Raw genomic sequence first — 25,774 nt, forward strand, 5'->3', positions numbered from 1 at the left:
GCACAGACACATGGCGCGCACCAAAATGTAGTGCCGCAAAGCTTCCAGCCGTACGGCCAAGTGCAAAGCATCACGGCGCAAACACATGGTGCGCACCAAAATGTAGTTCCACAAAGCTTCCAGCCGTATGGCCAAGTACAAAGCATCACGGCGCAGACACAGGGTGCACAACAAAATGGAGTATCTAGCGGGTATCAATCGTATGGTCAAACCAATAGTGTGAACGGACAAGGCTATGGTGAGCAATCCAATTTCGTGTCGAGCAATTATTCGGCTGCGGGACAAGCTCAAAACATCACAGGACAAACCTATAGCGGGGATAACAATCAAAGCTATTCAGCTAGCAGTTATGCACCAGGTGGTTACTTAAAGAGCTACACTTCACAATCTCATTTGGTATAACACTAAGGACAGAGCGACTTCTTCGGGAGTCACTCTGTTTTTCTTTGCATATGACATTAATTACTTATATAATCATTGTTATGCTAAGTAAATAGGTTAAATGGGTTTACAGAGACTTTGGAAAGGAAGTGATTGAAATTTTGCCTTCATTTGAACGGAAGTTTGGATATTTGCTCGCACAAACCTATCGCCAAGTTTCAATGGAGTTATCTGCTCGAATTCGACCGTATGATATTACACGAGAACAGTGGGCTGTATTAAGCCGCCTCATAGATGAAAATGGAATCACCCAGGTGGAGTTGGCCGAACGATGTGATAAAGATCAGCCAACGGTGACGCGTATCATACAGCATCTTGTTCGGAAAGGATTCATACAGCGTATGCAGTCTGCGCGGGACAAGCGCGCCTATGAAATCAGATTAACTGCAGCAGGCGAGGCGTTGATCGAACAGTTGATTCCGATAGAGCAGGCTTTTATTGCCGAACTGATGGCCGGATTCTCGTCCGCGGAGGAAGAGCGGCTTGTACAGGATATGCTGCATGTTCAGCGCAATGTACGATCAACAGACCAGCAAAATCGAGCATAAATGAAAGTGGGAGACAGAAAGTGAGCAATACAATCCATACAGTCACAGCGGAGCCAAAGCTGTGGACTAAATCTTTTATGATCATGACGATGTCCAATTTCTTATTATCTTTAAACTTGTTAATGATCACACCGTCTCTGCCTGCTTATGTGGCAGATACATATCAAGCTGGCAGTTTAACCGTCAGTCTGGTGGTCAGTTTATTTGCTCTATCGGCTATCGTGACAAGGCTGTTTGCGGGGAGAAGCTTTGAACGGTTTAAGCCGATGACATTTCTTTGGATAGGGTTAGCTATCTATTCGTTATCAACCGGAGCCTATGGTATTGTACCGTCCTTGTTGTTGTTTATGGGCGTGAGAATTATTTATGGGATAGGATTTGGGATGACGAGTACTGCCGTTGGGACGTTAGTCACCCGTGTCATTCCGCCGCTACGTATGGGAGAGGGGATGGGTTTCTTTGGCTTGGCGAATAGTCTGGCGATGGCATTAGGTCCTATTGTCGGTTTGTGGCTGTTAGGTCAATTTGGTTACCAAACGTTAATTGTTACTGCATTTATTCTCGTTATTATTGTATTTCCTCTTTTGCTCAACTTAAAAAGTTCTGAGCCAGTAGGCAGCCCCAAACCGACTAAAAGCGGAAGCAGTGGTCCATGGATGGATCGTAAAGCACTGCTTCCTTGTTTACTGAATTGGCTGATGACGATTACGTACGGGGGCATTTTAACGTTTATTACGATGTTTGGCAAAGAAGCGGGAATTGGGAATGTAGGGATGTTCTTTTTATTTAACGCACTTGCGATTTTGGTTGTACGTATATTCTCAGGCAAGTTGTATGACAGATTTGGTCATCTTGCTATCGTGCCTGCTGGTTGTGTGCTGTTCGGGACGGGGCTTCTGCTCCTGTCATGGAGTCATTCGACAAGCATGCTCATTATGGCGGCATGTGTGTATGGGCTAGGGTATGGAGCTTTGCAGCCTGCCCTTCAAGCCTGGACGGTTCAGCGAGTGGCGGTCGAACGTCGAGCGGCGGCTACAGGCGCTTTTTATAACTCGGTTGACCTCGGCGTAGCAGTAGGCTCATTGTTGTTAGGCGCAGTGGCTATGATGACCAATTACGCGATGATGTATCGTATATCCGCATTAAGTGCGATTTGCATGCTGCTTGTCTATGGAGGCTATTTATGGAAGACACGGCGGGTGTCTGCTGTGAATTCGGATGAATCGGTGTCGGCCTGATTTGTTAAGGTCCTATTTTTAAAAATGACTTGACATTAGCTTGGATTCGAGATATCATACTATCTATAAGTTAGTAAATAATTTAATTACATTAAACAAAACTTTGAGAGTGAGGTTTTATTTTTATGAAAAAAGTACTTGTCGTGAACTCGAATCCTAAACCAACTGAGATGTCCTTCTCACGTCGCTTGAGCGATCATTTCTTGTCTGAGCTGCAGGCAGCAGGCGCTGTTGAAATTGCAACAGTGAACCTTTATGAAGAACACATTCCGCTTATTGACGGCGTTGTACTTGATGCATGGGGCAAAGCGGCAGCAGGCGCGGAATTGTCGCAAGGTCAACAAGAAACACTTGGCCGCATGAATGAGATCCTGGATCAATTCATTGCAGCAGACCTGATTGTATTCGTAACACCTATGTGGAATTTGAGCTATCCACCGCTGCTTAAAGCATACATCGACAACCTGTGTATTGCAGGCCGTACATTCCGTTACACAGCAGAAGGCGCGCAAGGCTTGCTAAACGGCAAGAAAGTTGTTCACATCGAAGCGCGTGGTGGAGCATATGCGGAAGCTCCTGCTTATCAATTTGCTAACAACTACCTGCAAGCGATTATGGGATTTGTCGGCATCACAGACTTCGAAAATATCGTTGTTGAAGGTATGAACGCAGCTCCTGACCAAGCGGAAGCACTATTGGCAGCTGCTAAAGTAAACGCAGAAGCAAGTGTAAAACGATTGTTTGCAACTGTATAAGATAACGGATAACAAGAAGAGGAATTTCCTGGTCAGAGCGACTGGGGAATTCCTCTTTTTTATGCAATCGTGTTTGTCCTGCTGGAGACAAATCTTATGGCGTTACAGCTCTTCGGGTAAAGGATGTGTAAAAAGAGTGCTTCTTCTCATCTTCCAGCATTCATCCTCATTTCAGCGAAAAGAAGGGATAATGTCGCAAACGTGGCAGGTGAATGGCTGGTCGTGTGTGTGCATATGACTGAGAACGATATTTTATAAAAATCTAATATTTACATGATCTTCACAAGAAGCTGAAACTGAATTTACATTCATATGTGAAAATGAATCCAGAATCCTACTACATACAAAAGGGTGAAAATATGAAACGTAACATGCTGGCCGTATTAGCAACCTCTATAATTCTCTCCACTTTTCTCGTACCAGGTGTCTCAGGTGCAGCAGAAGTTGGCAAGAGCAAGGTAACGATCTTGGCGTCTGCCCAGAAGGCAGCAGCATTATCTTCTGTAAGTATTGTAGTCGACGGTAAGGCAAGCACTGTGCGTGCGCTTCAAACAGGCGGCACTACTTTATACGCTGTCCGTGATCTGGCAAGTGCGCTGCATGTTGCACTTGAAGCAGAGCAAGGCAATATCTACTTATATGGCGGACAACCTTTGCATGTGATACAGTTCCAGCCGAATGTGAAGTCTTATCAGGCAGATGGTGTTACGTTAGAGTTCACGCAAGCTCCTGTTTCAAAAAACGGGGTTCTATATGTAGAACTGGATGCATTGGTGACGGCATTGGGCGGTGAGCGTACAACTGATAAAGGCGAATTGCAATTTGCAAGATACAAGAAGCTTGATGGTGATTTCAGCGCTCCACGATGGAACGCTAGTGGAAAAGCGGTTGTAACACGTACATCTGATGCAGGCATTCAAGTTTATGCTTTCAACCCTACTACTGCTGAATATCAGCAGCTGTCAGCTAACGAAGACGCTGCGGATCTTGCTGTATCACCTGATGGAAAGTGGGGGGCCTACACGGACGCCAACAGCCAGCTCCACCTGATCGATTTGGCAAGTGGATCTACTCAGACTTGGGGCAGCGACTCTTCCGTGAAAACGGACTTGAGCTGGTCACCGGATAGCAAGCTGTTATATTTTGCGCAAGGTGACAAGCAAGAGAAGATTGCTTCCATCAATTTGGACGCAGGAACGGTCAAGACAATCGTTAACGATAAGGTAGAGAACAAATCCAATATTCGAATCGCTGCCGATGGCAAGACGCTCTTGTATGCCGTAAGTATTACAGGTGTTGCCAAAAACGATGCAGACAGCACCGAAGACTCTCTAACTATCGATTATACTAATGCAGGAGATCAACTGTACATATTGGATACAAGCGTTAAAGAGGGTAAACCTGTTCAAATAACGACTGGCAAAGACAACAAGTTGTATGCAAGCTTGCTGAATGACGGTCGAGTTGTATATGTGAGTGCCGATCCAGATGGTACAGCTAATGCTAACCTGTCCGCTATTACGATTAGCGACAAGAAAACGACAATCCTGGTGGATGATATTGATGTAACAGTAGCTGCGTTGTCTGCATCTGGACAATTATTTGTAGCGGGTACATCCAAAGATGGCAGCACAAAGTTATATGAAGTCAAAGCGGATGGTAAGAAAAACGTACTGTATAGTACATCCGGTACGATTACCGAGCTGACGCCATCAGCCAATGGAACGAGCATTGCGGCAATCGAAGACGGTTCTGCCATTGTCATTTCGGAAGGCAAAGCAACAAAGCTAAGTAAATAACAGATCCACTACAATGACGTGTACGCACGAGAGGAGAAATATAAAATGAACAAACGAGTTCGCGCATTTTCGATGGCTCTTATTGTTTCTTTATTTGCAGTAACAACTTTATTTAGCGGTGCTGCTTCTGCTAAAGAAGAACTAAAAGGCCGCATTACGATTAACGGTTCTACAGCTTTGCTGCCGATGACTTTACAAGCAGCTAAGGAATTTCAGAAGCTGAATCCGAAAGTTAAAATTGCAGCTTCCGGTAAAGGATCTGTTACAGGACCACAAGCGGTTAAGAAAGGTATTGCTCAAATTGGCGCATGCGACTGGGATGCCTCAATAGATGTTCCAGGCTTTAAGGCCTTTGACGGCCAAGTTGCTAACAAAGTGGCAGTAATTCCGTTCGCGACTATCGTAAATAAAAATGTGGGCGTAAGCAACCTGACTACAGAACAATTAAAAGGGATTTACTCCGGCAAGATTACGAACTGGAAAGACGTAGGCGGCAGTGATTCGGATATCGTTGTAATTACACGTGCTTTTGGTTCCGGTACTCGTGTTAACTATCAACTGAAAGCACTTGGTGGCGGAGATATCACAAAGAAGAAAGAGAACTATAAAGAAGTAGGCTCTAGCGGCGATATGAAAACAGCAGTCGCAACAACACCTAACGCTATTGGTTATATCGACCTTGTTTATGTAAACAGTGATGTGAAGGCTGTGAAATTTAACGGCGTAGAACCAACAACAGACAACGTCATTAATGGCAAATATAAAGTGTGGTCTTACGGCTATTATATGACAAAAGGCCAGCCTACTGGCGCGACTAAGGCATTTATTGAATATGTGCAAAGCTCCAAGTTCCAACAAGGTTCGTTGAAAAAGTTAAAATTCATCCCGCTTTCTGCTATGAAATAATCGGTTAGAACTAGATTCCATATTGTTCATAACGGCCAGCCTCTCAACCTAAAGAGGCTGGCCGTTATATGGGGGAACAACGATGAGCATGAGCACTGAAGTGCAGAGAATCGCGTCCATGGAGGGCGCCAGCTTGTTAAAGACATCCAATCGGCGCCGTTTTAATCGTTACGCGCGAGTTCAATTTACAAATAAGCTATTTAAATACATTTTTCTGTTCAGTATCCTAATGTTATGTTTGGTACTAGCATTAGTTATTTTCTTTATTGGGAAGACGGGCATCCTCACCTTTAAGGACATTAGCTTTGCAGACTTCTTCTTATCCATGGATTGGACACCCGAGGAAGGGCATTTTGGAGCGTTGGCTTTTATATTAAATACGCTGTCATTGACTGGAATTACACTGCTAATTGCTGTGCCGATTTCAGTGGGAATGGCGTTCTTGTTGGTCGAGATTGCACCGGAATGGTTTAAGCAATTTGTAAGACCTGTTCTGGACCTGCTGGTAGGTATACCTTCAATTGTATATGGTTATCTGGGGTTGACTGTCTTAATTCCGCTGCTCCGCGAATGGAGTGGAGAGAATCTAGGTGATGGCCTGTTCGCAGCAGCGCTCGTGCTGGCACTGATGATTCTGCCGACGATTGCCCGCGTTAGCGATGAGGCTATTGCGGCGGTGCCGAAGAAGTATCGAGAAGCGGCTTATGCGCTTGGATCAACGCGTTTGCAGGTAATGATGCGTGTAGTGCTGCCAGCGGCAGGCAGAGGGATTGTGGCTGCGATTATTCTTGGTATGACACGTGCCATCGGCGAGACGATGGCGGTTGTGATGGTAATCGGTAATACGGCCCAGTTGGCGACAGATCTCTTTATGCCAACGTCGGTGCTGACGAGTAATATTGTGATGCAGATCAGCAACGTTGAATTTGAATCAACGTGGAACTACGCGCTTCATATGATGGCGTTCCTTTTGCTCATCATTTCCTTTATTCTGATTCTCATCATTCGCTTAATGAGCCGCAAACGGAGGCAGGAAGCATGAATTCATTTGTAAATACGAATCGCAACAAGCGGGCCAAACTCTACAATCATACGGCCACTGGGTTGTTCTACTTGCTTGGCTGCGCCGTGCTGCTGCTCATTTTCTGGATGCTGTACACGATTTTGAGCAAAGGACTGCCTAGTATCACGCTGGACTTTTTGACAAAGGTTCCTGAGGAGATGGATGCGGGTGGCGGTATTGGTCCGGTTCTATTTAACTCTTTTTACATCTTAATAATCTCCCTTGTTATTTCTGTACCTATTGGGGTAGGGGCAGGTATTTACTTAGCCGAATATGCTCCGAACAATCGTTTTACTGAGATACTGCGTATGGCTGTAGAGACGTTGTCATCTGTACCATCGATCGTATTTGGCTTGCTTGGTCTGGCTATATTTGCTGAATATTTTCAAGTTGGACTTACGATTGTGGGTGGCGCTGTCAGTTTGGCATTTTTGAACTTGCCAATGCTGGCTCGTGTGACCGAAGAAGCGATTCGAGCAGTGCCAGAAGAATTGCGCAATGCTTCATATGCGCTTGGTACAACGAAGTTCCAAGTAATCCGTACAGTTGTTATTCCAGTTGCGCTGCAGGGAATTATTACAGGCATTTGCCTCGTGGCAGGACGTGCATTTGGTGAGTCGGCGGTTATTATTTTGACGGCAGGATTAAGCACGTCTGGTGAAATGTGGGATTTTAATTTATTTTCGCCAGGAGAAACGTTGGCTGTGCATCTATGGTACGTCCAATCGGAAGCGATAGTAGAGGATGCGGCTTCGATTGCAGACAAGTCCGCTGCGGTCCTTGTGTTTGTCGTATTATTTATTAATCTGATATTCCGAATCCCGCTGTGGTTGAACAATCGGCGTATGAAGCAGCGCTAATACTTAAGTTTAAGTCACATACCAAGCGGAGCGAGTCTAACATAGGCTCGCTTATTTGCGTATCAATAGCTTGGTCAAATACGTATAATTGGAGATACTAAGCCAAAATATGATACGTGGGAGGATGCATCATGCGGAATATAAAGGTACCGTATGGATATGAGCCGGCAGAAGCCTTATCCAAAGGCACGTTAATTTATTATGATTCGTTTGAGCACACGTCGGACATACAGTTAGATCTGGCGGTACAGCAGGCTGAACAGCGGTCTTTTGCCAAGCTGGTATTGTACCCGCTGCATGAGCAAAGCACTAAAAGGATGTATGCTGAACCAGTTAGTGCTTATTACAAGCGGGAAGATCGATTGCATGAATGGAAACGCGATCGCGGTTATCATGATGTTGCCATTGAAAGCTGGGAGGGAAGACGGAAGAAATATACGCCAGTAGAAACGGCGCTCCACCACATAATGGACACCTATCGGGCACCCTATTTCTTGTACGTCACGCCGGACATGGCTAACTTATTAGCTTCATACGCGTCCTTTGAGGCTTGGATCGTTAAGGTTAGATTACTCCTGTCAGCAGAACCAGATCACATTCATCCACGGCTGACACAATATCGGCAGCGATGGGATTGGGTAGGGACAGATGCAACATAAAGGATAAAACAAAGACTCCAGTCAGGCATCAGCTTGAGTGGAGTCTTTGGCATTGCGGTCAACTGCATAGGAGCGGCTGACCCCAATTCATATTAGGAGTGAGATTCTCCTTCAGTCGGTGTAGCGGCTTTCTTTTCCAAAGAATTGGTGATGGTAGCCTTGGACTTCAGTTCTTCAATCCAGGAAGGATACAACTGAGACACTTTCTGAGCGATAAGCGCGTCCTTGATGTCGCCTTTCTTCTCTTCAAATGTAGCAGTATGGGCTGCCTTGCGATCAGTCGTCTTAATGACATGGTAGCCAAATTGACTCTTGACCGGTTCACTTACCTCTCCCGTCTTCAAAGCAAAGGCCGCTTTTTCGAATTCAGGCACCATTGCTCCAGCTCCAAAGAAACCGAGGTCTCCTCCTTTGTCTTTGGAACCATCCGATGACTTCTCTTTGGCTAGTGCTGCAAAGTCTGCGCCTTCTTTAAGCTGTTTTACAATGGCGTCAGCTTCTTCTTTGGTTTTCACTAAAATATGAGATGCACGAACTTGCTCAGGCGTGTCCATGCTGGCTTTGTTCTGCTCGAACATTTGCTTCACTTCATCGTCTGTAACCGATACTTTGACGGACAGAAGTTTAGTGAGTTCTAATTGCTTCACAACCTGTTGACGCAATGTCTCTGTAGTCATGCCTGCTTGTGCCAGTGCGGCGTTCAGCTCATCTTCAGAATTAAAGCCTTTCTTAACCTTTTCCATCTCTTTGTTAATATCAGCATCTGAGATAGTCAAGTTTGCCTTCGTCATCTCTTGACGAATAAGCTCATTGGTGATCAGGGTGTCCAGCGTCTGTGCCCCGCCCTGCTTAGCGAGTTCATCATACAATTTATCCTTGCTGATAGACGTTCCATTTACGGTTGCTACCGTAGAGCTGGAAGCGTCACTCTTGATGGACATCGGCAAAATAAGTGCTACTAATGCCAATGCAAATATAACGGTTGTCCCGATCCAGAATCCTGTGCCGATTCCCTTTGCGCGCGGCTGCTCATTCACTAATGATTCAGCTACTGGTGTCTCTTGTGTAGTAAGGAGCGTCTGCTCTGTTATGGGCTCCTCGTGACCCTCCTTGTTGCTTGTTTGTTCAGGTGTTGGCTTGTCCTGCGTGTTGTTCTGCTTCTCTTCTAATTCCGTCTCTTGATCTTTCACTGCAGTTTATTCCTCCTCTAAGTTCGAACATCTAAATTTTACTATATACGCCTTAGTATAGGCCAGCCTTAATCAAAAGTTAATTTTAGATTAAAAATGACAAGCGTACAGAAGTCACCAATTAGGCGATAACACATATGATGGTAACGTGTGAAGGGAGGGAAAGCGCCGAATGGCAGTAATTAAATCCAATTCGGAACACGAGCGAATGCTGGCCCGTCTCATGCGTTCGGAAGCCGAAGGTGAAGGCGAGCAAGGCATGATGATGGTCGGTAATGTTGGTGTGAATCGTGTGCTTGGAGATTGTCTCGATTTCCGAAATATTAGAAGCATACCCGATATGGTGTACCAGAATCCGGGTGGTTTCGAAGCTGTTCAAAAAAGTTATTTTTACCAAAAAGCGCGCGATAGGGACATCCGACTTGCAAGAAGAAACATTGGCGGTGAGAAAACTTGGCCAGCCTCTAACGCATTATGGTTCTTTCGCCCTGTCGGGGCCTGCCCGGACACATGGTACGATCAGCAAAATACGGGGCGATTTAAAGCGCACTGCTTCTTTGCACCAACAGCTAGCGATTGTCCAGCAGTATTTAGATAATACAACCAGCCTGTCCCGAAGCACATTAGCGTAGGTTAGCAACTATTATAAGAGACAGCGAATAGCTGAAAAGGAGAGAGCATCAAAATGGCATATACGCCTTATTATCCTGTACATCCCGTACATCCTATGCAACAACCAGTTCATCCTGGTTTTTCATCGGCTCCAGCCCGAAACGGTTCGTATGGAGGCGGCCTGCTTCCTATGCCTTATGGCCAACCGGTTGGAGGAGTAGGTTCCGTTCCTATGACTCAGCCACAGCCTAGCTTCACACCACAATCTATGGTCCCGCCGCAAGTATCTAGTGGAGGCTTCATGACACCAACAGGTGCGGTATTGCCGAATCCGAACTTTGAACAGTCTTACATTGAAAATATTTTAAGGTTAAACCTGGGCAAAGTAGGCACGTTCTATATGACTTATGAGAACAATTCCGAATGGAATGCCAAAATATTCAGAGGCGTTGTGGAAGCAGCGGGTAGAGACCATATTATTATCAGCGACCCAATGACAGGACAACGTATCATCTTGCTGATGGTTAATCTGGATTACGTGACTTTTGACGAACCGCTTGTGTACCAATATCCTGGCGTCACTGGCAATACAGGCAGGGAAGAAGAAGCATAATGAAGCTAGAGCGAGCCGGAACTTTATAGTTGCGGCTTTTTGCTTTTTTACGAACTTTTAAGATTAAAATGATAAGTGGTTGATAGTTGGTTGCTACGATAAGGAATAGCTATGTATCTTTATCGAAGCGGGGGATAAGCGATGCAGCAAGACACCATGTTTGTCTTAACAGCAACCTATGGGGATGGCCACTGGCAGGTGGCGCAAGCATTAAAGAACCGCTTACTTGAAGCAGGGGTTCATGTGCGCATTATAAATTTGATGGCAGAGGCACATCCAGTATGGGATGCGGTCATCCGATTTTTATTTTTGCAAAGCTCCAAGCTTTCGCTGCTAGGTGTGAATTACTATGGTTGGAGCTATTACGGAACGAGGACGATGAAGCGCAACCACCCTTTAGTACGGACCGGCTTTACGTTAGGCATGAATACATTAAGAAAGATGCTGCTTCAGGAGCGCCCTGTTGGGGTGATCAGCACATTTCCTTATTTTGATGTCGCCCAATTATGTGCTGGCGTAGGCTTGAATATTCCCACGTTTACCGTTATGACAGATTATGATCTTCATCATCGCTGGATTTTGTCCACGGAAGACCGCTATTATGTCGCTTCGGACGCTTTAAAGCAAGGCATGGTTACCCAAAATATTGGCGAGGAGCAGATTGTGGTGAGTGGAATTCCACTGCGCGAGCCGTTTGCTTCTGCTCAAGAACGCCATATGAATCGACTTGCCCTTGGCTTGGACCCACATAAGCGGGTAACACTGTTAATGTCTGGTGGATACGGGGTTGGGTGGTCTGTAGATAAAGGACTTCGGTTGTTGAGAAGGATTCCGGAGCATCAAGTGCTTGTGGTTTGCGGAAAAAATGAAAAGCTGTTTCAAGAACTGCAGCAGCAATATGACCAGACACCAGATATTCATTTGTTCAGATATGTGGAAGATATCGCCCAATTGATGTCATGTGCGGATGCTGTGGTGACGAAGGCGGGTGGAGTTACCGTTAGTGAGGCCATGTCTTTGCAGGTGCCGTTATTTATTTGTCGTCCGCAGCCAGGACAGGAATTGGAGAATGCTCGGTTTTTAGCTGCGCAGGGCGTAGCGAAGGTCGCGAAGCACGAAGCAGAACTCGTCCAACAGATGGAGGCGGCGTATAAGCAGCCGACTCAATTGCAGTTCATGCGTGACAGTATGGTCTCCATGTCGCGTCCACATGCAGCCGCTGCTGTTGTACACGATATGCTGGAGACGCTGCAGCGTCATCAATCGTTCCGTTCTTGAACGAAGTCCAGCATGTACGACCTACAAGCTTCTTAATGCCGCTGTACCATTTATAACCCTTACTGCTGTTACTCGTAATTGATGAACCCACACAGCTGTCCTGTTTGGCTGGAAGAAGCTGTGTGAGTGGGCGCTGCAATTTACGGTATTGCTACCCTGTGGCCTGCTGCTGTCGTTGACGTTTCAGGTCAAACCAATGCTGCAGCACAAGGGTGCCGCACGCTACAAGGACTAGCAGGGTGGCGACGGCAAATGCGGCAGAAAATTGATATTCATTGTACAAAATCTCAATATGCAAAGGCATCGTATTGGTTTCTCCTCGAATATGGCCAGATACAACAGAGACTGCTCCAAACTCACCCATAGCACGTGCATTGCAGATTACGATGCCGTACAATAAGCCCCATTTCATGTTCGGCAAGGCTACTCTCCAGAACAGCTTCCACCCGTTCGCTCCCAAGGTGATAGCAGCTTCCTCCTCCTGAATGCCCTGTGACTGCATAAGAGGGATCAGCTCTCTAGCGACAAAGGGAAAGGTAACAAATAATGTGCCGAGTACGATGCCAGGCCATGAAAAAATGATCGAAATGCCTTGATCGGACAGCCAAGTGCCAAACCAGCCATGTGCACCAAACAATAAAACGAACACAAACCCAGCAATGACAGGGGATACTGAGAAAGGAACATCAATTAAAGAAATAAGCAGTTGCTTGCCGCGAAACGTAAACTTGGTGATACACCAAGCTGCCGCTACGCCAAATAGAGCATTAAGCGGCACAACAACAAGTGCAGTGAGCAGTGTTAGGCGAATGGCGGACCAAGCGTCTGGGTCCGTTAGTGCGGCAAAAAATACATCCGCACCACGCTTAAATGCTTGAACAAAAATAGATACCAACGGCAATAAGAGTACGAGTGTGATAAATACAAGCACCACGCCGATGAGTATCTGCTGAACACGTTTACTTTCCGTTGTAACGGCATGCCCAGAGCGCTTGTTTTGCTTGGCAATATGTGGGGCTGATGCTGCTGTTGGTGTAACAGGGGTGGGCCGCATTGGATGCATAGGCGATACCTCTCTTTTAGTCTCGATCTGGTGTACACGTGTTAGAGTGAACCGAAGCGGCGTGTATATCGCCACTGAATTGCATTCATGATAACAAGCAGGACAAAGGCAATAATGAGCATCATTAATGCAATCGCGGTAGCGCCTGCATAATCAAACTGTTCCAGCTTTGTCATCATTAAAAGCGGGGCAATTTCGGTCTTGTAAGGCATATTGCCCGAGATAAATATAACTGAGCCGTATTCGCCAATGCCGCGTGCAAAAGCAAGCGTAAAACCGGTCATGATCGCTGGCAAAAGCTGCGGCAGCACAACCCGACGGAACGTCTGAAAGCGCCGAGCACCGAGTATTGCGGCCGCTTCCTCGACATCTACATCCCAATGTTCCAGTACAGGCTGAACCGTACGTACGACAAAGGGCAGACCGATAAATATCAGTGCGATCGTGATCCCGAGCACGGAATAGGCGCTGGGAATGCCCAAGGCATAGAACCACTGCCCCATCCAGCCATTTTCCGCATAGATGGCAGTTAACGAAATGCCTGCAACAGCTGTTGGCAGTGCAAACGGCAAATCGATAATTCCGTTAATGAGCTTTTTTCCAGGGAATTGATAGCGTACAAGTACCCATGCTGTCAGGAAACCAAATACAACGTTAACGAGCGCTGCAAACAATGAAGTGAGGAAGCTGATCCGATAGGCTGCCATGACCCGTTTATCTAGTACCAGACTCCAGAACGTATCCCAGCTCATGTTCATCGATTGTAGTACGACCGTGGACAAGGGGATTAATACAATCAACGACAGGTAAATAAGGGTAAACCCGAGTGTCAAACGAAACCCGGGCAGTACTCGAAAAGGTCGAACACGAGGTTTGTCTGGGGCTGGTTTCATAGAAGTTCCTCTTTCCTAGTCATTAGTATGGCTATGCTGCAAGACTGGCGTTCCTTTTGACGCATATGACCTACCGAACACAGTGATCTTACTTTGCATAAACCTTGTCGAACAGGCCGCCATCCGCAAAGTGTTTCTTCTGTGCTTCTCCCCAGCCTCCAAAATCTTTATCAATCGTTAGTAATTCAATAGTTGGAAAAGTAGATTCATATTTTTTCGCTATTGCTTCCAGACGAGGACGGTAGTAATTTTTAGCGATAATTTCCTGTGCTTCCTCCGTATATAAGTATTCCAAGTATGCTTCGGCAACTTCCCGAGTTCCTTGCTTGTCAACGATGGAGTCTACTACTGCTACAGGAGGCTCAGCCAGAATACTTAGCGATGGTACAATGATATCGAATTTATCTTTGCCAAGCTCATTAACAGCGAGGAAAGCTTCATTCTCCCAAGAGATTAAGACGTCGCCGATCCCTCGTTCTACAAATGTAGTTGTAGAGCCGCGAGCGCCGGAATCCAGCACAGGTACACGGGTGAACAATTGCTTGATGAATTCAGTTGCTTTGCTTTCATCCTGATTGTTGTGCTTGAGCGCGTATCCCCATGCTGCGAGATAGTTCCAACGGGCTCCGCCTGATGTCTTAGGGTTAGGTGTAATGACGGATACGTCTTCTCGGATAAGATCATTCCAATCTTTAATCTGCTTCGGGTTACCTTTGCGAACAAGGAAGACAATCGTGGAGTAGTAAGGGGAACTGTTATCTTTCAGGCGTTTCTGCCAGTCAGGCTTAATAAGTCCAGTCTGCTGAATGGCATCGATGTCGTAGCCTAAGGCCAAAGTAACAACATCTGCTTTCTGCCCGTCAATGACGGATCTTGCTTGTTTGCCGCTGCCCCCATGGGACTGCTTGACGACAACGGTATCTCCATTTTTAGATTTCCAATATGCAGCAAATGCTTTATTGTACTCGGCGTACAACTCGCGTGTCGGATCATAGGACACATTTTGAATTTCGATGGTTTTACTTTCTTTGCTTTCTTTACTATCGGCTGCTACATTTGATTCCTTGCTGCTTCCGCAAGCGGCAGTAGTAATTGTAGTGAGGAGCGCGAGGACAATTACGGCTATCGTTTTGGACGTCATTTTGGACTTAGCGTTTGCGTTTAGCATGTGTGGTAGCCCCTTTCTCTTTATAGGCTGGAATCGATTCATGCACATCATAGCGATGTCGCTCGGTTTTCTCGATCTGAACAATTTGCCCATTGTGAACGACGATTTGAATCGTCCCAAATTGTAGGTCTCGTAGGTGAGTGGCGATCCGTTCCAGCCAAATCAGCTCCTCGGTCTGCAAATTTTGAATTGGATTATGATGTCCTCCTTGGAAAGACGGCAAGCTGCTCATAGTTAATTCCTCCCTTTTTAATGTGAAATCAAAAAGCCGAAGATACCCCCAAATAAACGACATCTAGGTTGCATCTCCGGCTGTCCGGTCGACTTGTGCTTGAAACGATATTATCTTATAATTCCGATTGAGTTACTTTGTTATGTTTGTATGTTAACAGTGGCTCTTGGCACTGTCAACAATATCATGACCAGTATGCTACTTATTGTCATTTTCAAAAAAAGGGAGGGTTAAATTTGAGTATTTAAGGAGGAATAATTGGAATTTACGGCTTACATGTTTAAAGTTTGCTTCAAATTGCAATTTAATACTATACTAAATGGGATGTACAATCGATGTTATAACATCGTTACTAAGGAGGTTTACCATGCTTATTACTTTAAACAATGGCATCAAGATGCCGCAGCTTGGACTGGGTGTTTGGCGTGTGGAAGAAGGACAGCAAGTCGTAACAGCAGTAAAGACGGCGCTTGAAGTCGGTTATCGACATATTGATACGGCCGCTATCTATAAGAATGAAGAAGGTGTAGGCGAAGCCATTCGTCAATCTGGTGTTCCGCGTGAAGAGATCTTTTTGACAACGAAGGTATGGAATGCCGATCAAGGCTTCGATGCAACGATCCAAGCCCTAGAAGAAAGCCTCAGAAAGCTAGGCACGGATTACGTTGACTTATATCTTGTACATTGGCCCGTACCTGAACGTGATCTATATGTAGATACATACAAGGCGTTAGAGAAACTGTTGGAAGACGGACGTGTTCGTTCAATTGGCGTGTCCAATTTCAATATCCATCATTTAGAGCGATTGTTAAGCGAGACGACGATCAAGCCTGTAGTCAATCAGGTAGAATGTCATCCACGCCTCGTGCAGCACGAATTACGTGCATTCTGTGAGCAGCATGATATTCGACTGGAAGCGTGGAGTCCGTTGATGCAAGGCGGGGATATTCTTGACAACGAGGTTATACTCAAGCTGGCACAGCAGCATGACAAAACAGCGGCGCAAGTGATTATTCGTTGGCATTTACAGATTGGCAACATTGTTATTCCGAAGTCAATCACACCTTCTCGGATTGCAGAGAACTTTAATGTATTTGACTTTGAGTTGTCGTCAGACGAGATCGCTGCCATTTCAGCGTTGAATCAGGACAAGCGTGTAGGTCCCGATCCAGACACTATGAACGTATTCTAAGTCGAAGTACAGGTTAGGAATTTTTACCATATAAAATCTATTGTTGACAGTTGAAATGGATGTCCCTATAATTCAATATATTCATTTCAAACCTATAAGCGTCAACATGTTGAATGGAAGTAGTAGGATCGCACGGTAATGCGCAGAGAGCTGCTGTTTGGTGAGAGGCAGTCGTACAGTGTGTCTGAACTCGTCCTGGAATGGCAAGGTGGAACGGATGATTGCATCCTATTATATCTTGACGGTTTGCCTCCGTTATCGGGTATGCGATTGCTTAAAGCACGCAGCTGAGTTGGATCTGATATAGTTTCAGATCAATAAGAGTGGTACCGCGAAGGTTACAGGCCTAACGTCTCTTTTTTAGAGATGTTAGGCTTTTTTTGTTTGGCCATAGGCCAAGAAATGACGAAATGTCATTGTGCATCTAGGCATAGTACCGCGAAATAAGAAGAACTAATGCTAGCGATAACAGGGGAGAGGCGTGAGACAGCATGAACAGTCAATCAGAGAAATGGACGTCTAAAGTCGGCTTTATAATGGCCGCAGCAGGTTCAGCAATCGGGATCGGAGCGATCTGGAAGCTTCCATACATAGCTGGAACGAATGGAGGCGGAGCCTTTTTCCTCTTGTTTATTATGTTTACACTGCTTATTGGTTTGCCGCTTTTGTTAGCTGAATTCGTAATTGGTCGCAGCACACAGAAGACCGCGGTCGAAGCGTATGAAGTATTGGCGCCAAAGTCTGGCTGGAAATGGATCGGCAGGCTGGGTGTGTTTACAAGCTTTATGATCCTTTGTTTCTATAGTGTCGTGGGTGGATGGACGTTAGTTTATTTATTCCGTTCGCTTATGGGACAGTTTGTAGGGGCAGGTACGGATTACAGCAAGCTGTTCGATCAGACAATTGCTGATCCGACTGCTTCATTAATTGGGCAATTTGCTTTTATATTGATTACAATTTTGGTTGTAGCTAAAGGTGTGCAAAAAGGGATCGAGACCGTAAGCAAATTTTTACTTCCAGGTTTGTTTTTACTGTTTGTTGTACTCATTATTCGTTCCTTAACGTTACAAGATGCGATGAAGGGCGTCGAATTTTTCTTGCGACCCGATTTCTCTAAATTGACCTCAGAGGGGATTTTGTTTGCGCTTGGGCAGTCCTTCTTTGCAATTAGTGTGGGGATCTCCATCATGGTTACTTACAGCTCTTATCTCGATCGGAAGGAAAGTCTGTCTCGTTCTGCCTTTACGGTTGTAGGGTTAAACCTGCTTGTCTCGCTGCTGGCGGGTTTGGCGATATTCCCGGCGATATTCTCGGCAGGCCTTGAGCCAACCGCTGGGCCCGGATTATTGTTTATCGCATTGCCTTCGGTATTTGAGCATATCCCATTTGGCGGCCTGTTCTTAACGGCGTTTCTGGCGTTATTTGCATTTGCAACTTTGACTTCCTCTTTTTCCTTGCTTGAAAATATCGTGGCATCTCTTCCAATGCGAGACGGTCATGCCAAACGAAAACATTGGAGTTGGATGATTGGTGGCGCAAGCTTTGCACTTGGTGTCCCGGCAGCTTTGTCGTTCGGAGTGCTTGATCATATTACCATTGCAGGCAAGAACATCTTTGACTTTATGGACTTTACGGCGTGTAACGTACTCATGCCGATCGGTGCGCTGCTGATTTCTGTATTTGTAGCTCATCGATTAGAACGCAGCTTGCTCATCGATCAGTTGAACACAGGCTCTCCGGCTGGAGGCAAATGGTTTACGCTCTGGATATTCCTACTTAAATACGTGGTGCCTGTTGCAATCATTATCGTGTTCTTAAATGCCTTTGGCATTGTTGGCTAGCGTCACCACAACAGAAACAGCCAATCCTAGTATTGAATACTCGGGATTGGCTGTTTGGACGTTAGTCGGTTAGTATGGCTAGGATAAATTAAGCTTCGATAACGCCAAAAACGGATTATCCGCCTGGTCATCATCCGCCGCCTGGTCTTGATAAATTAGCTCGCTCTCATAGCTGGCTTGATCATCTGTCTTATTGAGATGAAATTCAATGCGATCTGCATAATGCATATATATAAGTGCTGTATTATAAGCGTCATCCAGTGCACGATGATGTGAACCAACAAATGCGATTTCAAGCGACTCCAAGGCTGGTTTAAGGCCGATCTGCTGATTGTGACCCCTGCCCATTAAAGTAGAAACCTGCTTTTGCAAGTTCGTGTGATTTAACAGCCAGTACAGCGATATTTCTTTGTGTCGGCATTCCTTAACAAACTGGACCTTATCATCTTCTCCCCATGAGCACAGGGCATAATCATCAGTATCGATCCAGGCAATAAATTGGTCCAACACGTTTTGCAGCGTCTCGGCCGAATGGACGTCCTGTTGGGTAATCCCTGTAAATGATACCGTATCTTTAGTTAATTGTGGTGACAAGACCGGACGTACAAACGACTGGAACGTATCGACAATGACGGGCTTATCTTCTTCGATAGCGACTTTGACGGCTCCAATTTCAATAATTTCAGAAGGTTGTCCCCTTCTTCTTGTCACGGTCATTTCCAGATCATAGATGATAGCTAGCATGCTGATGTCCCTCGTTTCTCTCTTCACTTTCATTATTAGATTGTATCATATCACGAGTGGTTAGCAATTGGTGATGGTATCCACTAGTAGTTTTGATGAGTGGAAGCCAGCAAGTGGCTTGTTACAAGTGATTGATGTCCTAAACGAGATCCTTCCATTTATGATACGATAACAAAAATTTAACATAGGCCGAAAACGACTTTACTAGCTGCATTCACGGTTTTTCTCGCACTTCATAATCATTCAAACGTAAAATTTTGGCTTGTAAACGATTACGATATCGATTAAAATTCGACTTAAAATGGGTACATAGTATGATCTCGGAAGTTCTAATTGTCGAATGAGGAGGTCCAAAGTTGTGGTTCAAATACGTTATCAGAAATCGAATGTAGGGTGGAAGTGGTTATTTGCTTTTGCTGCCGTATGTGGTTGTGTAGGCTTGACGTATGCGGCTCTAATGATGGATTTGATGCTGACACGACGGTTTGTGGCGGCAGTCATCGCACTGATGGGATTCAGTTTCTTTGGCAAGTTCCTAATCGTAGGGATACGTGCTTTGATCAGTTCGGAACAAGTATTGTTCTCTTATAAGGAAGAAGGACTCCTAGCAGGTGACAAAGTCGTTTTGTGGGGAGACATTCGACAAGTACGTGTGGAGCATACACGGATTGGTATTTTGTTTCAACCGATTTTCCCTAAGTTTATCTTCCTTTTAAAAAATGGTCAGCAGGTGGTGTGGAATACACAGTATTTGTTAAGCCATCAAGAGATGAGACGTTGGACGGAGGCCTTGCAGCTTGAGGTAAAGCAGAACAGAAGTGTTCATAGCAACGATGAAGTGAGGATGCAGGAGCAAACTTCTGCTACAAGTTAACTGAAGGACTGGACATTATTATTTAATTTATATAAACTATATATTAGTAAGTGTTATGAAGCCATGCTTTGTCATGGCTTTTCTTATTGGGTGCTGGGAGGATTATTTTTCTTTTTTCTGCACAGAGTATTGTAATTAGGACGTGTATGCTCTATAATCCTGACTATGCTAGTCGGAATTAAAAATGAAAGCTAAGAGGGGATTCATCATGAAAATGACAACTTGGAAACGTACTACACTGTTTATCACTATACTATCAGTTATCGCTATCATAGCTGTGGGCTGCAACACGCCAAAGAAGGAAGAGGCAAGCACGAACGCGTTGGAGCGGATCAAAAGCGAAGGTAAGATCGTAATCGGAATGATGGGAACCTATCCTCCATACAACTTTTTAAATGAGAAAAAAGAGGTTGATGGCTTTGATGCCGATATGGCTCGTGAGATTGCCAAGCGTATGGGCATACAGGCTGAGATCGTAACAGGTGAGTTCTCAGGATTGATTGAAGGTTTGCAGAAAACCAAATTTGATGCGCTTATTAGTCAGGTAACGATTACAGATGACCGGAAGAAGACCATCGATTTCTCTGCTCCCTACATTAAAAATGCGGTAAACGTAGTGGTGAAGGCAGATAACAATACCATTAAATCTGTTGAAGATTTCAAAGGTAAGAAAATAGGCGTAGGACTTGGCACAAACGATGAAAAATATTTGCGCGAGCAAGTGCTCCCTAAAGTTGGAGATTTCGAGATTGCAACTTATAATGATGTCATTACATCATTAATGGACTTGAACACAGGACGTATAGATGCAACAATTAACAATGTGTTTGCTTTAAAGCCGATTGTGGACAAGAACAATTTGAAAATTAAGGCTGTCGGTGAGCCTATTAAAGAAGATGTAGCCGGTGTTGCGATTAAGAAGGGCCAGCCGGAACTGCTTGAAGCGATTAACAAAGCATTTGATGAGATGAAGAAGGACGGCACTTACGCTGCTATTCACAAGAAATGGTTTGACGTAGAACCGACTTTGTAATTGTAATAACGTATTTAGAAGCGGTATAGGTAAATGGGCATTAAGGGTACCGTAACAACAGGGGGAACAGACGGTGTTTAATTTATTGTTTGAGCAAGGAAACATTCCATATTTGTTAAAAGGAGCTTATTTAACGCTGCAACTTACGCTTATTGCTTTGTTTGTTGGCTTCTTTATCGGACTGGCTGTTGCTGTTGTTCGCCTGAAAGGACCTAAGCCGCTTCAAATACTTGCTCAATTTTATGTTTCTATTATTCGGGGAACGCCGATTTTGGTTCAGATTTTTATTGTGTATTATGGTCTTCCCGATATTGGGGTGTCCTTCAGCCCGTTTATGGCTGCCTGCATTGTACTCAGCATTAATGTCAGCGCGTATTTGTCAGAGACATTTCGCGGTGCGATTTTGGCTGTCCCACGTGGTCAATGGGAGGCGGCAGCTTCGTTAGGCCTGTCGCCGTGGCAGGTGATGCGGCGTGTAGTGCTGCCGCAGGCTGCCCGTATTGCTATTCCGCCTATGGGGAATACGGCAATCGGTATGCTGAAGGAAACGTCACTTGTATCTGTCGTGACGGCAACGGAGTTGCTGCGTTCAGCGCAGCTGCTCGTGGCCCAGTACTATGTAGCTTTGCCGTTTTACCTTGCTATCGCAATTATGTATTGGATTATGAGCATTAGCTTTACCGCTATATTAAACCGGGTAGAGGCCAAGCTTGCAAAAGCCTACTAATTCGTGCGATGGAGCAGTGTCCAGTTGATAGTATGGAGGAGGGTTACATAATATGATTGAGATCACTGGACTTAAGAAAAGTTATGGTGAGCATGAAGTGCTTGCGGATATTAATGCAAAGATTGATGCAGGTGAGATCGTAGTTCTGATCGGACCGAGTGGATCGGGAAAGAGTACGCTGCTGCGCTGCTTGAACGGCTTGGAACAGCCGAATGGCGGGTCCATCCGAGTAGGCACGATTACGTGGGGAGCAGACACGCCCCGGCGTGACATGAAACAAGTGCTGAAGCAGGTGAGAAGCCATACGGGTATGGTGTTCCAGCAGTTTAATCTCTTTCCTCATATGACAGTGTTGGAGAATGTCATCGAAGCGCCCAAGACGGTAAAAGGGATGACACATGATGCGGCAGTAGCGATCGCAGAAAGTTTGCTTGCCAAAGTGGGGTTGCTGGAGAAAAGGAACGAGCATCCTGCTCGTTTGTCTGGCGGACAACAGCAGCGTGTTGCGATCGCCCGTGCCTTGGCGATGCAGCCTGATATTATGCTGTTCGACGAGCCGACATCGGCACTTGACCCTGAGTTGGTGGGCGAGGTGCTGAAAGTAATGAAGTCGCTCGCTGATGAGGGCATGACTATGATCGTGGTCACGCATGAGATGAAGTTTGCCCGTGAAGTTGCAAATCATGTTATCTTCATGAGCGACGGGCACATCGTTGAGGAAGGTAAGCCGGAACAATTTTTTACGGCTCCGAAGACAGAACGCGCCCAGCGATTTTTGCGACAATTGGCTCAAGAAGATTAAAAAGATAGATTGTTAAGTCCTTGTCTGCCTCTTCGTGGTGGACAAGGACTTTTGTATAAGTATGGATAATCAAATGTTGACAATGATAATCCCTATCAATAATATGAAGTTATATGAGAATGCAGTGATAAAGGACGTGAAGAGATGTTTATTGAGACGAAGACGATTACAGTTAAAGAAGGAACTTCGGATCTTGTAGTCAAACATTTTACAGGTGAAGGTATCATTGAGAAATCAGAAGGGTTTATCGATCTCAGTGTACTAGTAAAGAAGGTCAGAAGAGGCGACGAGGAAGTTATCGTGATGATACGCTGGGACTCTGAGGAAAGCTGGAAGAAGTGGGAGACAAGTGAGGCGCATATCGAAGGTCACCGTCAGAGCCGAGGCAAGCCGAAGCCAGATCACGTCATCAGTTCAACGCATGGGATATATGAAGTGAGGTCTTCCAAAGGACCTTATGTAGAATCCAAAGCAACCGTATAACATGATAGCCGACCTATTCAGATCATGGGTCGGCTTTTTTGTGCCTATTTCACTTTTAATGGAGACTTTCATTTAATAGTCATATTCACGATGGACGTACATTACTTATTAGTATAGGAACAGTTCTCATTGTGGTAAGCGCTAACAATTGTGGTGATCGAAAGCTTGGGTAGAGGAGAAATAGGGTATGAGTTACGGTGACAAACGTACATATCGTCAATATGCCAATGCTTTTTCACAGTTGCCAATGCCGTACGCGTATTTGGATCTGGAATATTTAAGGTATAACATCACGGATATACTCAACAGAAGTGGACAGAAACAGGTAAGGATCGCAAGTAAATCTATACGTTCAGTATCCGTATTACGTTATATTCTAGAAAGAGATTGTCGCTTTAGTGGAGTGATGTGTTACTCTGCACAGGAAGCTGTATGTTTGGCAGAGCGTGGACTCGATGATCTTCTTATCGGTTATCCCGTATGGAATGAGGAGTCGATTCGAGCAATATGCTGTCTAATTAAACAGGGGAAGACAATTGTTTTTATGGTTGATGACGTTAAGCATGTTGATCGGATAGCTTATTTTGCTAGGGAAGAGCAAGTTGTGCTGCCGATATGTCTAGACATCGATATGTCCACTCAGCTATATGGTCTGTACTTTGGTGTCAGACGTTCTCCAGTTCGAAGTGTTGGAGAAGCTGTCACAATGGCGGAGTACATCTTGAGCCAACCTTTCATCCGACTCGAAGGTCTGATGGGTTACGAGGCGCAAATAGCTGGGGTCGGTGATCATACTCCTAAACAAGCTTTGAAAAATATGATCATAACTTATTTGAAGCGAAGATCAATTGAAGAAATTGCAAACAAACGATTAGAGCTCGCTTATGAATTAAAGAAACGAGATATTCATTTTAGATTTTTTAATGGAGGAGGAACAGGCAGTCTCCATTCCACCTGTAAAGAGGATGTTATTAATGAGGTGACAGTTGGTTCAGGCTTTTACGGGCCTGCCTTGTTTGATAGTTATAGGGATTTCCAATGTGCTCCGGCAGCAGGATACGCAATTGAAATCGTAAGATTACCGAAGGAAGGTGTATTTACTTGTCATGGTGGGGGTTACACAGGATCAGGGGCTACCGGGACGGATAAGTTGCCGCAGCCTTATCTTCCGCTTGGCAGTCGGTTGCTAGCTCAGGAGGGAGCGGGAGAGGTTCAGACCCCGATTATGTACAAAGGAGAAGAACGTCTGCAGCTCGGCGATCCTGTATTTATGCGACACAGCAAAGCAGGAGAACTGTGTGAGCGCTTCAAAACCCTTCATTGTTATGAATATGGGCAAATAACAGGCCAGATAAAGACGTATCGGGGAGAAGGGTGGTGTTTCGTGTGAAGCGAGCAGGCCCACGGGAGTGGCGGAATTGGTCTGGCCTTGTGCGAAGCAGCTTGAAAGAAGTGTGGTATCCGGAAACAAGAGAAGAGATTGCGAATGCGTTAAAAGAGGCAGGACGTTCAGGCTCGACCATTCGAATGGTCGGTTCTAGTCACTCCTTCACCCCGCTAGTAGCGACAGATTATGTCCATCTCTCACTAGATCAGATGCAGGGCATTACGAGTGTAAATTCAGATCGGCTGCTCGTTGATGTTCAGGCAGGGACAAAGCTGAAGAGACTTGGTGATGAGCTGGAACAGCTTGGATATGCGCAGCAGAATCTAGGTGATATTAATGTACAGTCATTGGCTGGTGCATTCAGCTCAGGTACCCATGGCACAGGAATCGATTTTGGTATTATTTCAACACAGATTGAAAGCCTTACTGTAGTTACGGGAAGAGGCGATCTCATTGAATGCAGTGAGCGGGACAATGCTGCATGGTTCAAGGCGCTGCAGGTGTCATTAGGTGCTTTAGGCGTTATCACCGATGTGCGTCTGCAGGTGATTCCAGCAAAACGTATGCATTATCAAAGCTCACGAATGTCGTTAGAGCAATGTCTGTATTCCTTGCATTCGCTGCGTACGACTAACCGCCATTTCGAATTTTACTGGTTCCCTTATACGGATCAAGTGCAAGTCAAAGTAATGAACACTACAGAAAGAGAAGTGACGAAGAATGGTGGTTGGAACCAGTTTAATAAGCTGGTAATCGAGAATGGAATCTTTTGGGCGATGTCAGAGATGTGCCGTGTAGTTCCTCGATTAAGCGCGTCTGTAAGCCGATTATCAGCAGCTTGCGTTCCAGTGGGGGAAGAAGTTGGTGCTGCGCATAAACTGTTCGCCACTCCGAGGCTTGTCCGTTTTAACGAGATGGAGTACAGCATTCCTGCTGACGCACTGCAACCAGCCTTGGAAGAGATCAGAGACTGCATCTTGCGCAAGAAATATACGGTACATTTTCCGATAGAATGCAGATACGTTCGTGGGGATGATATCTGGCTGAGCCCTGCTTTTGGCAGGGACTCCGCCTATATTGCTATACACATGTACAAGGGTATGCCATTCGGCCCGTATTTTGACGACGTCGAGCGTATACTGTTGCGTTATGAAGGTAGGCCACATTGGGGAAAGCTACATCATTTAAGAGCAAAACAGCTGAAAAACTTATATCCACGCTGGGATGACTTTTTGCAAGTACGTAGAGAACTAGACCCGCAGGGAATACTGTTGAATCCTTACTTAAAATCTGTATTTGGAGTAGATAGCCTCTAAATAACGAATAGGGTAAGCGTAAAGTTCACCAAGAGGGCCGCTCATGCCCCAATAGGA

The 25,774-nt window shown here is 45.3% G+C and carries 27 protein-coding genes and 1 other annotated feature; of the genes, 21 read left to right on the forward strand and 6 right to left on the reverse strand.

Going from position 1 to position 25,774, the window contains the following annotated elements:
* The 9 genes from QP775_RS15290 to QP775_RS15330 form a co-directional block, all read left to right on the forward strand.
* On the forward strand, positions 1 to 402 hold a 402-nt coding region (locus QP775_RS15290; protein WP_285107309.1), incomplete at its 5' end, for a hypothetical protein.
* A gap of 128 nt (positions 403 to 530) precedes the next feature.
* A complete protein-coding gene (locus QP775_RS15295; protein WP_239331955.1) occupies positions 531 to 989 on the forward strand; it encodes a MarR family winged helix-turn-helix transcriptional regulator in 459 nt (152 codons plus the stop codon).
* A 20-nt stretch (positions 990 to 1,009) separates the two neighbouring features.
* Complete coding sequence (locus QP775_RS15300) at positions 1,010 to 2,227, forward strand: MFS transporter (protein ID WP_285107312.1); 1,218 nt, start codon at positions 1,010 to 1,012, stop codon at positions 2,225 to 2,227.
* Positions 2,228 to 2,352: 125 nt separating this feature from the next.
* Positions 2,353 to 2,982 carry an NAD(P)H-dependent oxidoreductase gene (locus QP775_RS15305; RefSeq protein WP_239331951.1) on the forward strand — a complete coding sequence of 210 codons (630 nt, stop codon included), beginning with the start codon at positions 2,353 to 2,355 and terminating at the stop codon, positions 2,980 to 2,982.
* Positions 2,983 to 3,296: 314 nt separating this feature from the next.
* Complete coding sequence (locus QP775_RS15310; protein ID WP_285107316.1) at positions 3,297 to 4,781, forward strand: hypothetical protein; 1,485 nt, start codon at positions 3,297 to 3,299, stop codon at positions 4,779 to 4,781.
* Between the two features lie 45 nt (positions 4,782 to 4,826).
* Complete coding sequence (locus QP775_RS15315) at positions 4,827 to 5,687, forward strand: phosphate ABC transporter substrate-binding protein (RefSeq protein WP_239331947.1); 861 nt, start codon at positions 4,827 to 4,829, stop codon at positions 5,685 to 5,687.
* 88 nt (positions 5,688 to 5,775) lie between these two features.
* On the forward strand, positions 5,776 to 6,729 hold the full coding sequence (gene pstC / locus QP775_RS15320; RefSeq protein WP_239332379.1) for a phosphate ABC transporter permease subunit PstC: 954 nt from the start codon (positions 5,776 to 5,778) through the stop codon (positions 6,727 to 6,729).
* The gene (pstA, locus tag QP775_RS15325; RefSeq protein ID WP_239331945.1) at positions 6,726 to 7,610 is read left to right on the forward strand and encodes a phosphate ABC transporter permease PstA; all 885 of its coding nucleotides are present in this window, start codon (positions 6,726 to 6,728) and stop codon (positions 7,608 to 7,610) included. The genes pstC and pstA overlap by 4 nt, the downstream gene beginning before the upstream one ends.
* A gap of 131 nt (positions 7,611 to 7,741) precedes the next feature.
* Positions 7,742 to 8,269 carry a hypothetical protein gene (locus QP775_RS15330; RefSeq protein ID WP_350338978.1) on the forward strand — a complete coding sequence of 176 codons (528 nt, stop codon included), beginning with the start codon at positions 7,742 to 7,744 and terminating at the stop codon, positions 8,267 to 8,269.
* 92 nt (positions 8,270 to 8,361) lie between these two features.
* Here the strand turns inward: QP775_RS15330 and QP775_RS15335 are convergent, their stop codons facing one another.
* Positions 8,362 to 9,459: a foldase protein PrsA gene (locus QP775_RS15335; protein ID WP_239331943.1), complete on the reverse strand. Its 1,098-nt coding sequence runs from the start codon at positions 9,457 to 9,459 to the stop codon at positions 8,362 to 8,364.
* 172 nt (positions 9,460 to 9,631) lie between these two features.
* Between QP775_RS15335 and QP775_RS15340 the strand changes: the two genes are divergently transcribed.
* From QP775_RS15340 to QP775_RS15350, 3 genes are all read left to right on the forward strand, one after another.
* Positions 9,632 to 10,057: a cell wall hydrolase gene (locus tag QP775_RS15340; RefSeq protein ID WP_239331941.1), complete on the forward strand. Its 426-nt coding sequence runs from the start codon at positions 9,632 to 9,634 to the stop codon at positions 10,055 to 10,057.
* A 246-nt stretch (positions 10,058 to 10,303) separates the two neighbouring features.
* Positions 10,304 to 10,684 (forward strand): spore coat protein GerQ, encoded by a 381-nt coding sequence (gerQ, locus tag QP775_RS15345; protein ID WP_239327700.1) that lies wholly within the window; start codon positions 10,304 to 10,306, stop codon positions 10,682 to 10,684.
* A gap of 141 nt (positions 10,685 to 10,825) precedes the next feature.
* Positions 10,826 to 11,962, forward strand: a complete 1,137-nt coding sequence (locus QP775_RS15350) for an MGDG synthase family glycosyltransferase (protein ID WP_239326125.1) — start codon at positions 10,826 to 10,828, stop codon at positions 11,960 to 11,962.
* Between the two features lie 151 nt (positions 11,963 to 12,113).
* Here the strand turns inward: QP775_RS15350 and cysW are convergent, their stop codons facing one another.
* From cysW to QP775_RS15370, 4 genes are all read right to left on the reverse strand, one after another.
* Entirely contained in the window at positions 12,114 to 13,025 is a 912-nt protein-coding gene (cysW, locus tag QP775_RS15355) for a sulfate ABC transporter permease subunit CysW (protein ID WP_285107323.1), read from the reverse strand.
* A gap of 41 nt (positions 13,026 to 13,066) precedes the next feature.
* On the reverse strand, positions 13,067 to 13,918 hold the full coding sequence (cysT, locus tag QP775_RS15360; protein ID WP_239326167.1) for a sulfate ABC transporter permease subunit CysT: 852 nt from the start codon (positions 13,916 to 13,918) through the stop codon (positions 13,067 to 13,069).
* Between the two features lie 88 nt (positions 13,919 to 14,006).
* Positions 14,007 to 15,086, reverse strand: a complete 1,080-nt coding sequence (locus QP775_RS15365; protein ID WP_285107327.1) for a sulfate ABC transporter substrate-binding protein — start codon at positions 15,084 to 15,086, stop codon at positions 14,007 to 14,009.
* Positions 15,067 to 15,318 carry a YezD family protein gene (locus QP775_RS15370; protein WP_239326169.1) on the reverse strand — a complete coding sequence of 84 codons (252 nt, stop codon included), beginning with the start codon at positions 15,316 to 15,318 and terminating at the stop codon, positions 15,067 to 15,069. The genes QP775_RS15365 and QP775_RS15370 overlap by 20 nt, the downstream gene beginning before the upstream one ends.
* 367 nt (positions 15,319 to 15,685) lie before the next feature.
* On the opposite strand from QP775_RS15370, the gene QP775_RS15375 reads away from it, so the two are divergent.
* The gene (locus tag QP775_RS15375) at positions 15,686 to 16,510 is read left to right on the forward strand and encodes an aldo/keto reductase (protein ID WP_239326171.1); all 825 of its coding nucleotides are present in this window, start codon (positions 15,686 to 15,688) and stop codon (positions 16,508 to 16,510) included.
* Positions 16,511 to 16,610: 100 nt separating this feature from the next.
* Positions 16,611 to 16,870, forward strand: a binding site (T-box leader).
* Positions 16,871 to 17,001: 131 nt separating this feature from the next.
* Complete coding sequence (locus QP775_RS15380) at positions 17,002 to 18,351, forward strand: sodium-dependent transporter (RefSeq protein ID WP_285107331.1); 1,350 nt, start codon at positions 17,002 to 17,004, stop codon at positions 18,349 to 18,351.
* A gap of 78 nt (positions 18,352 to 18,429) precedes the next feature.
* Here QP775_RS15380 and QP775_RS15385 read toward each other — a convergent pair whose 3' ends face one another.
* Positions 18,430 to 19,095, reverse strand: a complete 666-nt coding sequence (locus QP775_RS15385) for a 3'-5' exonuclease (protein WP_285107333.1) — start codon at positions 19,093 to 19,095, stop codon at positions 18,430 to 18,432.
* Positions 19,096 to 19,453: 358 nt separating this feature from the next.
* Between QP775_RS15385 and QP775_RS15390 the strand changes: the two genes are divergently transcribed.
* From QP775_RS15390 to QP775_RS15420, 7 genes are all read left to right on the forward strand, one after another.
* Positions 19,454 to 19,969 (forward strand): DUF5381 family protein, encoded by a 516-nt coding sequence (locus QP775_RS15390; RefSeq protein WP_285107335.1) that lies wholly within the window; start codon positions 19,454 to 19,456, stop codon positions 19,967 to 19,969.
* A 208-nt stretch (positions 19,970 to 20,177) separates the two neighbouring features.
* The gene (locus QP775_RS15395) at positions 20,178 to 21,002 is read left to right on the forward strand and encodes a transporter substrate-binding domain-containing protein (RefSeq protein ID WP_481857207.1); all 825 of its coding nucleotides are present in this window, start codon (positions 20,178 to 20,180) and stop codon (positions 21,000 to 21,002) included.
* 73 nt (positions 21,003 to 21,075) lie between these two features.
* A complete protein-coding gene (locus QP775_RS15400; protein ID WP_239326181.1) occupies positions 21,076 to 21,729 on the forward strand; it encodes an amino acid ABC transporter permease in 654 nt (217 codons plus the stop codon).
* A 52-nt stretch (positions 21,730 to 21,781) separates the two neighbouring features.
* Positions 21,782 to 22,531 (forward strand): amino acid ABC transporter ATP-binding protein, encoded by a 750-nt coding sequence (locus QP775_RS15405; protein ID WP_285107338.1) that lies wholly within the window; start codon positions 21,782 to 21,784, stop codon positions 22,529 to 22,531.
* A 144-nt stretch (positions 22,532 to 22,675) separates the two neighbouring features.
* Positions 22,676 to 23,014, forward strand: coding sequence for an antibiotic biosynthesis monooxygenase family protein (locus QP775_RS15410; protein ID WP_285107340.1), 339 nt, complete (start codon positions 22,676 to 22,678; stop codon positions 23,012 to 23,014).
* Between the two features lie 187 nt (positions 23,015 to 23,201).
* Positions 23,202 to 24,404 (forward strand): amino acid deaminase/aldolase, encoded by a 1,203-nt coding sequence (locus QP775_RS15415; protein ID WP_285107342.1) that lies wholly within the window; start codon positions 23,202 to 23,204, stop codon positions 24,402 to 24,404.
* Positions 24,392 to 25,717, forward strand: coding sequence for a D-arabinono-1,4-lactone oxidase (locus tag QP775_RS15420; protein ID WP_483312019.1), 1,326 nt, complete (start codon positions 24,392 to 24,394; stop codon positions 25,715 to 25,717). Before QP775_RS15415 ends, QP775_RS15420 begins: the two co-directional genes overlap by 13 nt.
* The last annotated feature ends 57 nt before the right edge of the window (positions 25,718 to 25,774 follow it).

It is taken from the genome of Paenibacillus sp. UMB4589-SE434 (genome assembly GCF_030226685.1).
Classification (GTDB): Bacteria; Bacillota; Bacilli; order Paenibacillales; family Paenibacillaceae; genus Paenibacillus_B.

What these genes read in the sequence shown, in the direction of transcription:
- QP775_RS15370 (WP_239326169.1), bottom strand. Translation starts at nt 15,318, where the DNA reads ATGAGCAGCTTGCCGTCTTTCCAAGGAGGACATCATAATCCAATTCAA.
- QP775_RS15410 (WP_285107340.1), top strand. Translation starts at nt 22,676, where the DNA reads ATGTTTATTGAGACGAAGACGATTACAGTTAAAGAAGGAACTTCGGAT.
- pstC (WP_239332379.1), top strand. Translation starts at nt 5,776, where the DNA reads ATGAGCACTGAAGTGCAGAGAATCGCGTCCATGGAGGGCGCCAGCTTG.
- QP775_RS15315 (WP_239331947.1), top strand. Translation starts at nt 4,827, where the DNA reads ATGAACAAACGAGTTCGCGCATTTTCGATGGCTCTTATTGTTTCTTTA.
- QP775_RS15380 (WP_285107331.1), top strand. Translation starts at nt 17,002, where the DNA reads ATGAACAGTCAATCAGAGAAATGGACGTCTAAAGTCGGCTTTATAATG.
- QP775_RS15365 (WP_285107327.1), bottom strand. Translation starts at nt 15,086, where the DNA reads ATGCTAAACGCAAACGCTAAGTCCAAAATGACGTCCAAAACGATAGCC.
- QP775_RS15350 (WP_239326125.1), top strand. Translation starts at nt 10,826, where the DNA reads ATGCAGCAAGACACCATGTTTGTCTTAACAGCAACCTATGGGGATGGC.
- QP775_RS15395 (WP_481857207.1), top strand. Translation starts at nt 20,178, where the DNA reads ATGAAAATGACAACTTGGAAACGTACTACACTGTTTATCACTATACTA.
- QP775_RS15330 (WP_350338978.1), top strand. Translation starts at nt 7,742, where the DNA reads ATGCGGAATATAAAGGTACCGTATGGATATGAGCCGGCAGAAGCCTTA.
- QP775_RS15405 (WP_285107338.1), top strand. Translation starts at nt 21,782, where the DNA reads ATGATTGAGATCACTGGACTTAAGAAAAGTTATGGTGAGCATGAAGTG.
- QP775_RS15305 (WP_239331951.1), top strand. Translation starts at nt 2,353, where the DNA reads ATGAAAAAAGTACTTGTCGTGAACTCGAATCCTAAACCAACTGAGATG.
- QP775_RS15385 (WP_285107333.1), bottom strand. Translation starts at nt 19,095, where the DNA reads ATGCTAGCTATCATCTATGATCTGGAAATGACCGTGACAAGAAGAAGG.
- QP775_RS15375 (WP_239326171.1), top strand. Translation starts at nt 15,686, where the DNA reads ATGCTTATTACTTTAAACAATGGCATCAAGATGCCGCAGCTTGGACTG.
- QP775_RS15340 (WP_239331941.1), top strand. Translation starts at nt 9,632, where the DNA reads ATGGCAGTAATTAAATCCAATTCGGAACACGAGCGAATGCTGGCCCGT.
- QP775_RS15415 (WP_285107342.1), top strand. Translation starts at nt 23,202, where the DNA reads ATGAGTTACGGTGACAAACGTACATATCGTCAATATGCCAATGCTTTT.
- cysT (WP_239326167.1), bottom strand. Translation starts at nt 13,918, where the DNA reads ATGAAACCAGCCCCAGACAAACCTCGTGTTCGACCTTTTCGAGTACTG.
- cysW (WP_285107323.1), bottom strand. Translation starts at nt 13,025, where the DNA reads ATGCATCCAATGCGGCCCACCCCTGTTACACCAACAGCAGCATCAGCC.
- gerQ (WP_239327700.1), top strand. Translation starts at nt 10,304, where the DNA reads ATGACTCAGCCACAGCCTAGCTTCACACCACAATCTATGGTCCCGCCG.
- pstA (WP_239331945.1), top strand. Translation starts at nt 6,726, where the DNA reads ATGAATTCATTTGTAAATACGAATCGCAACAAGCGGGCCAAACTCTAC.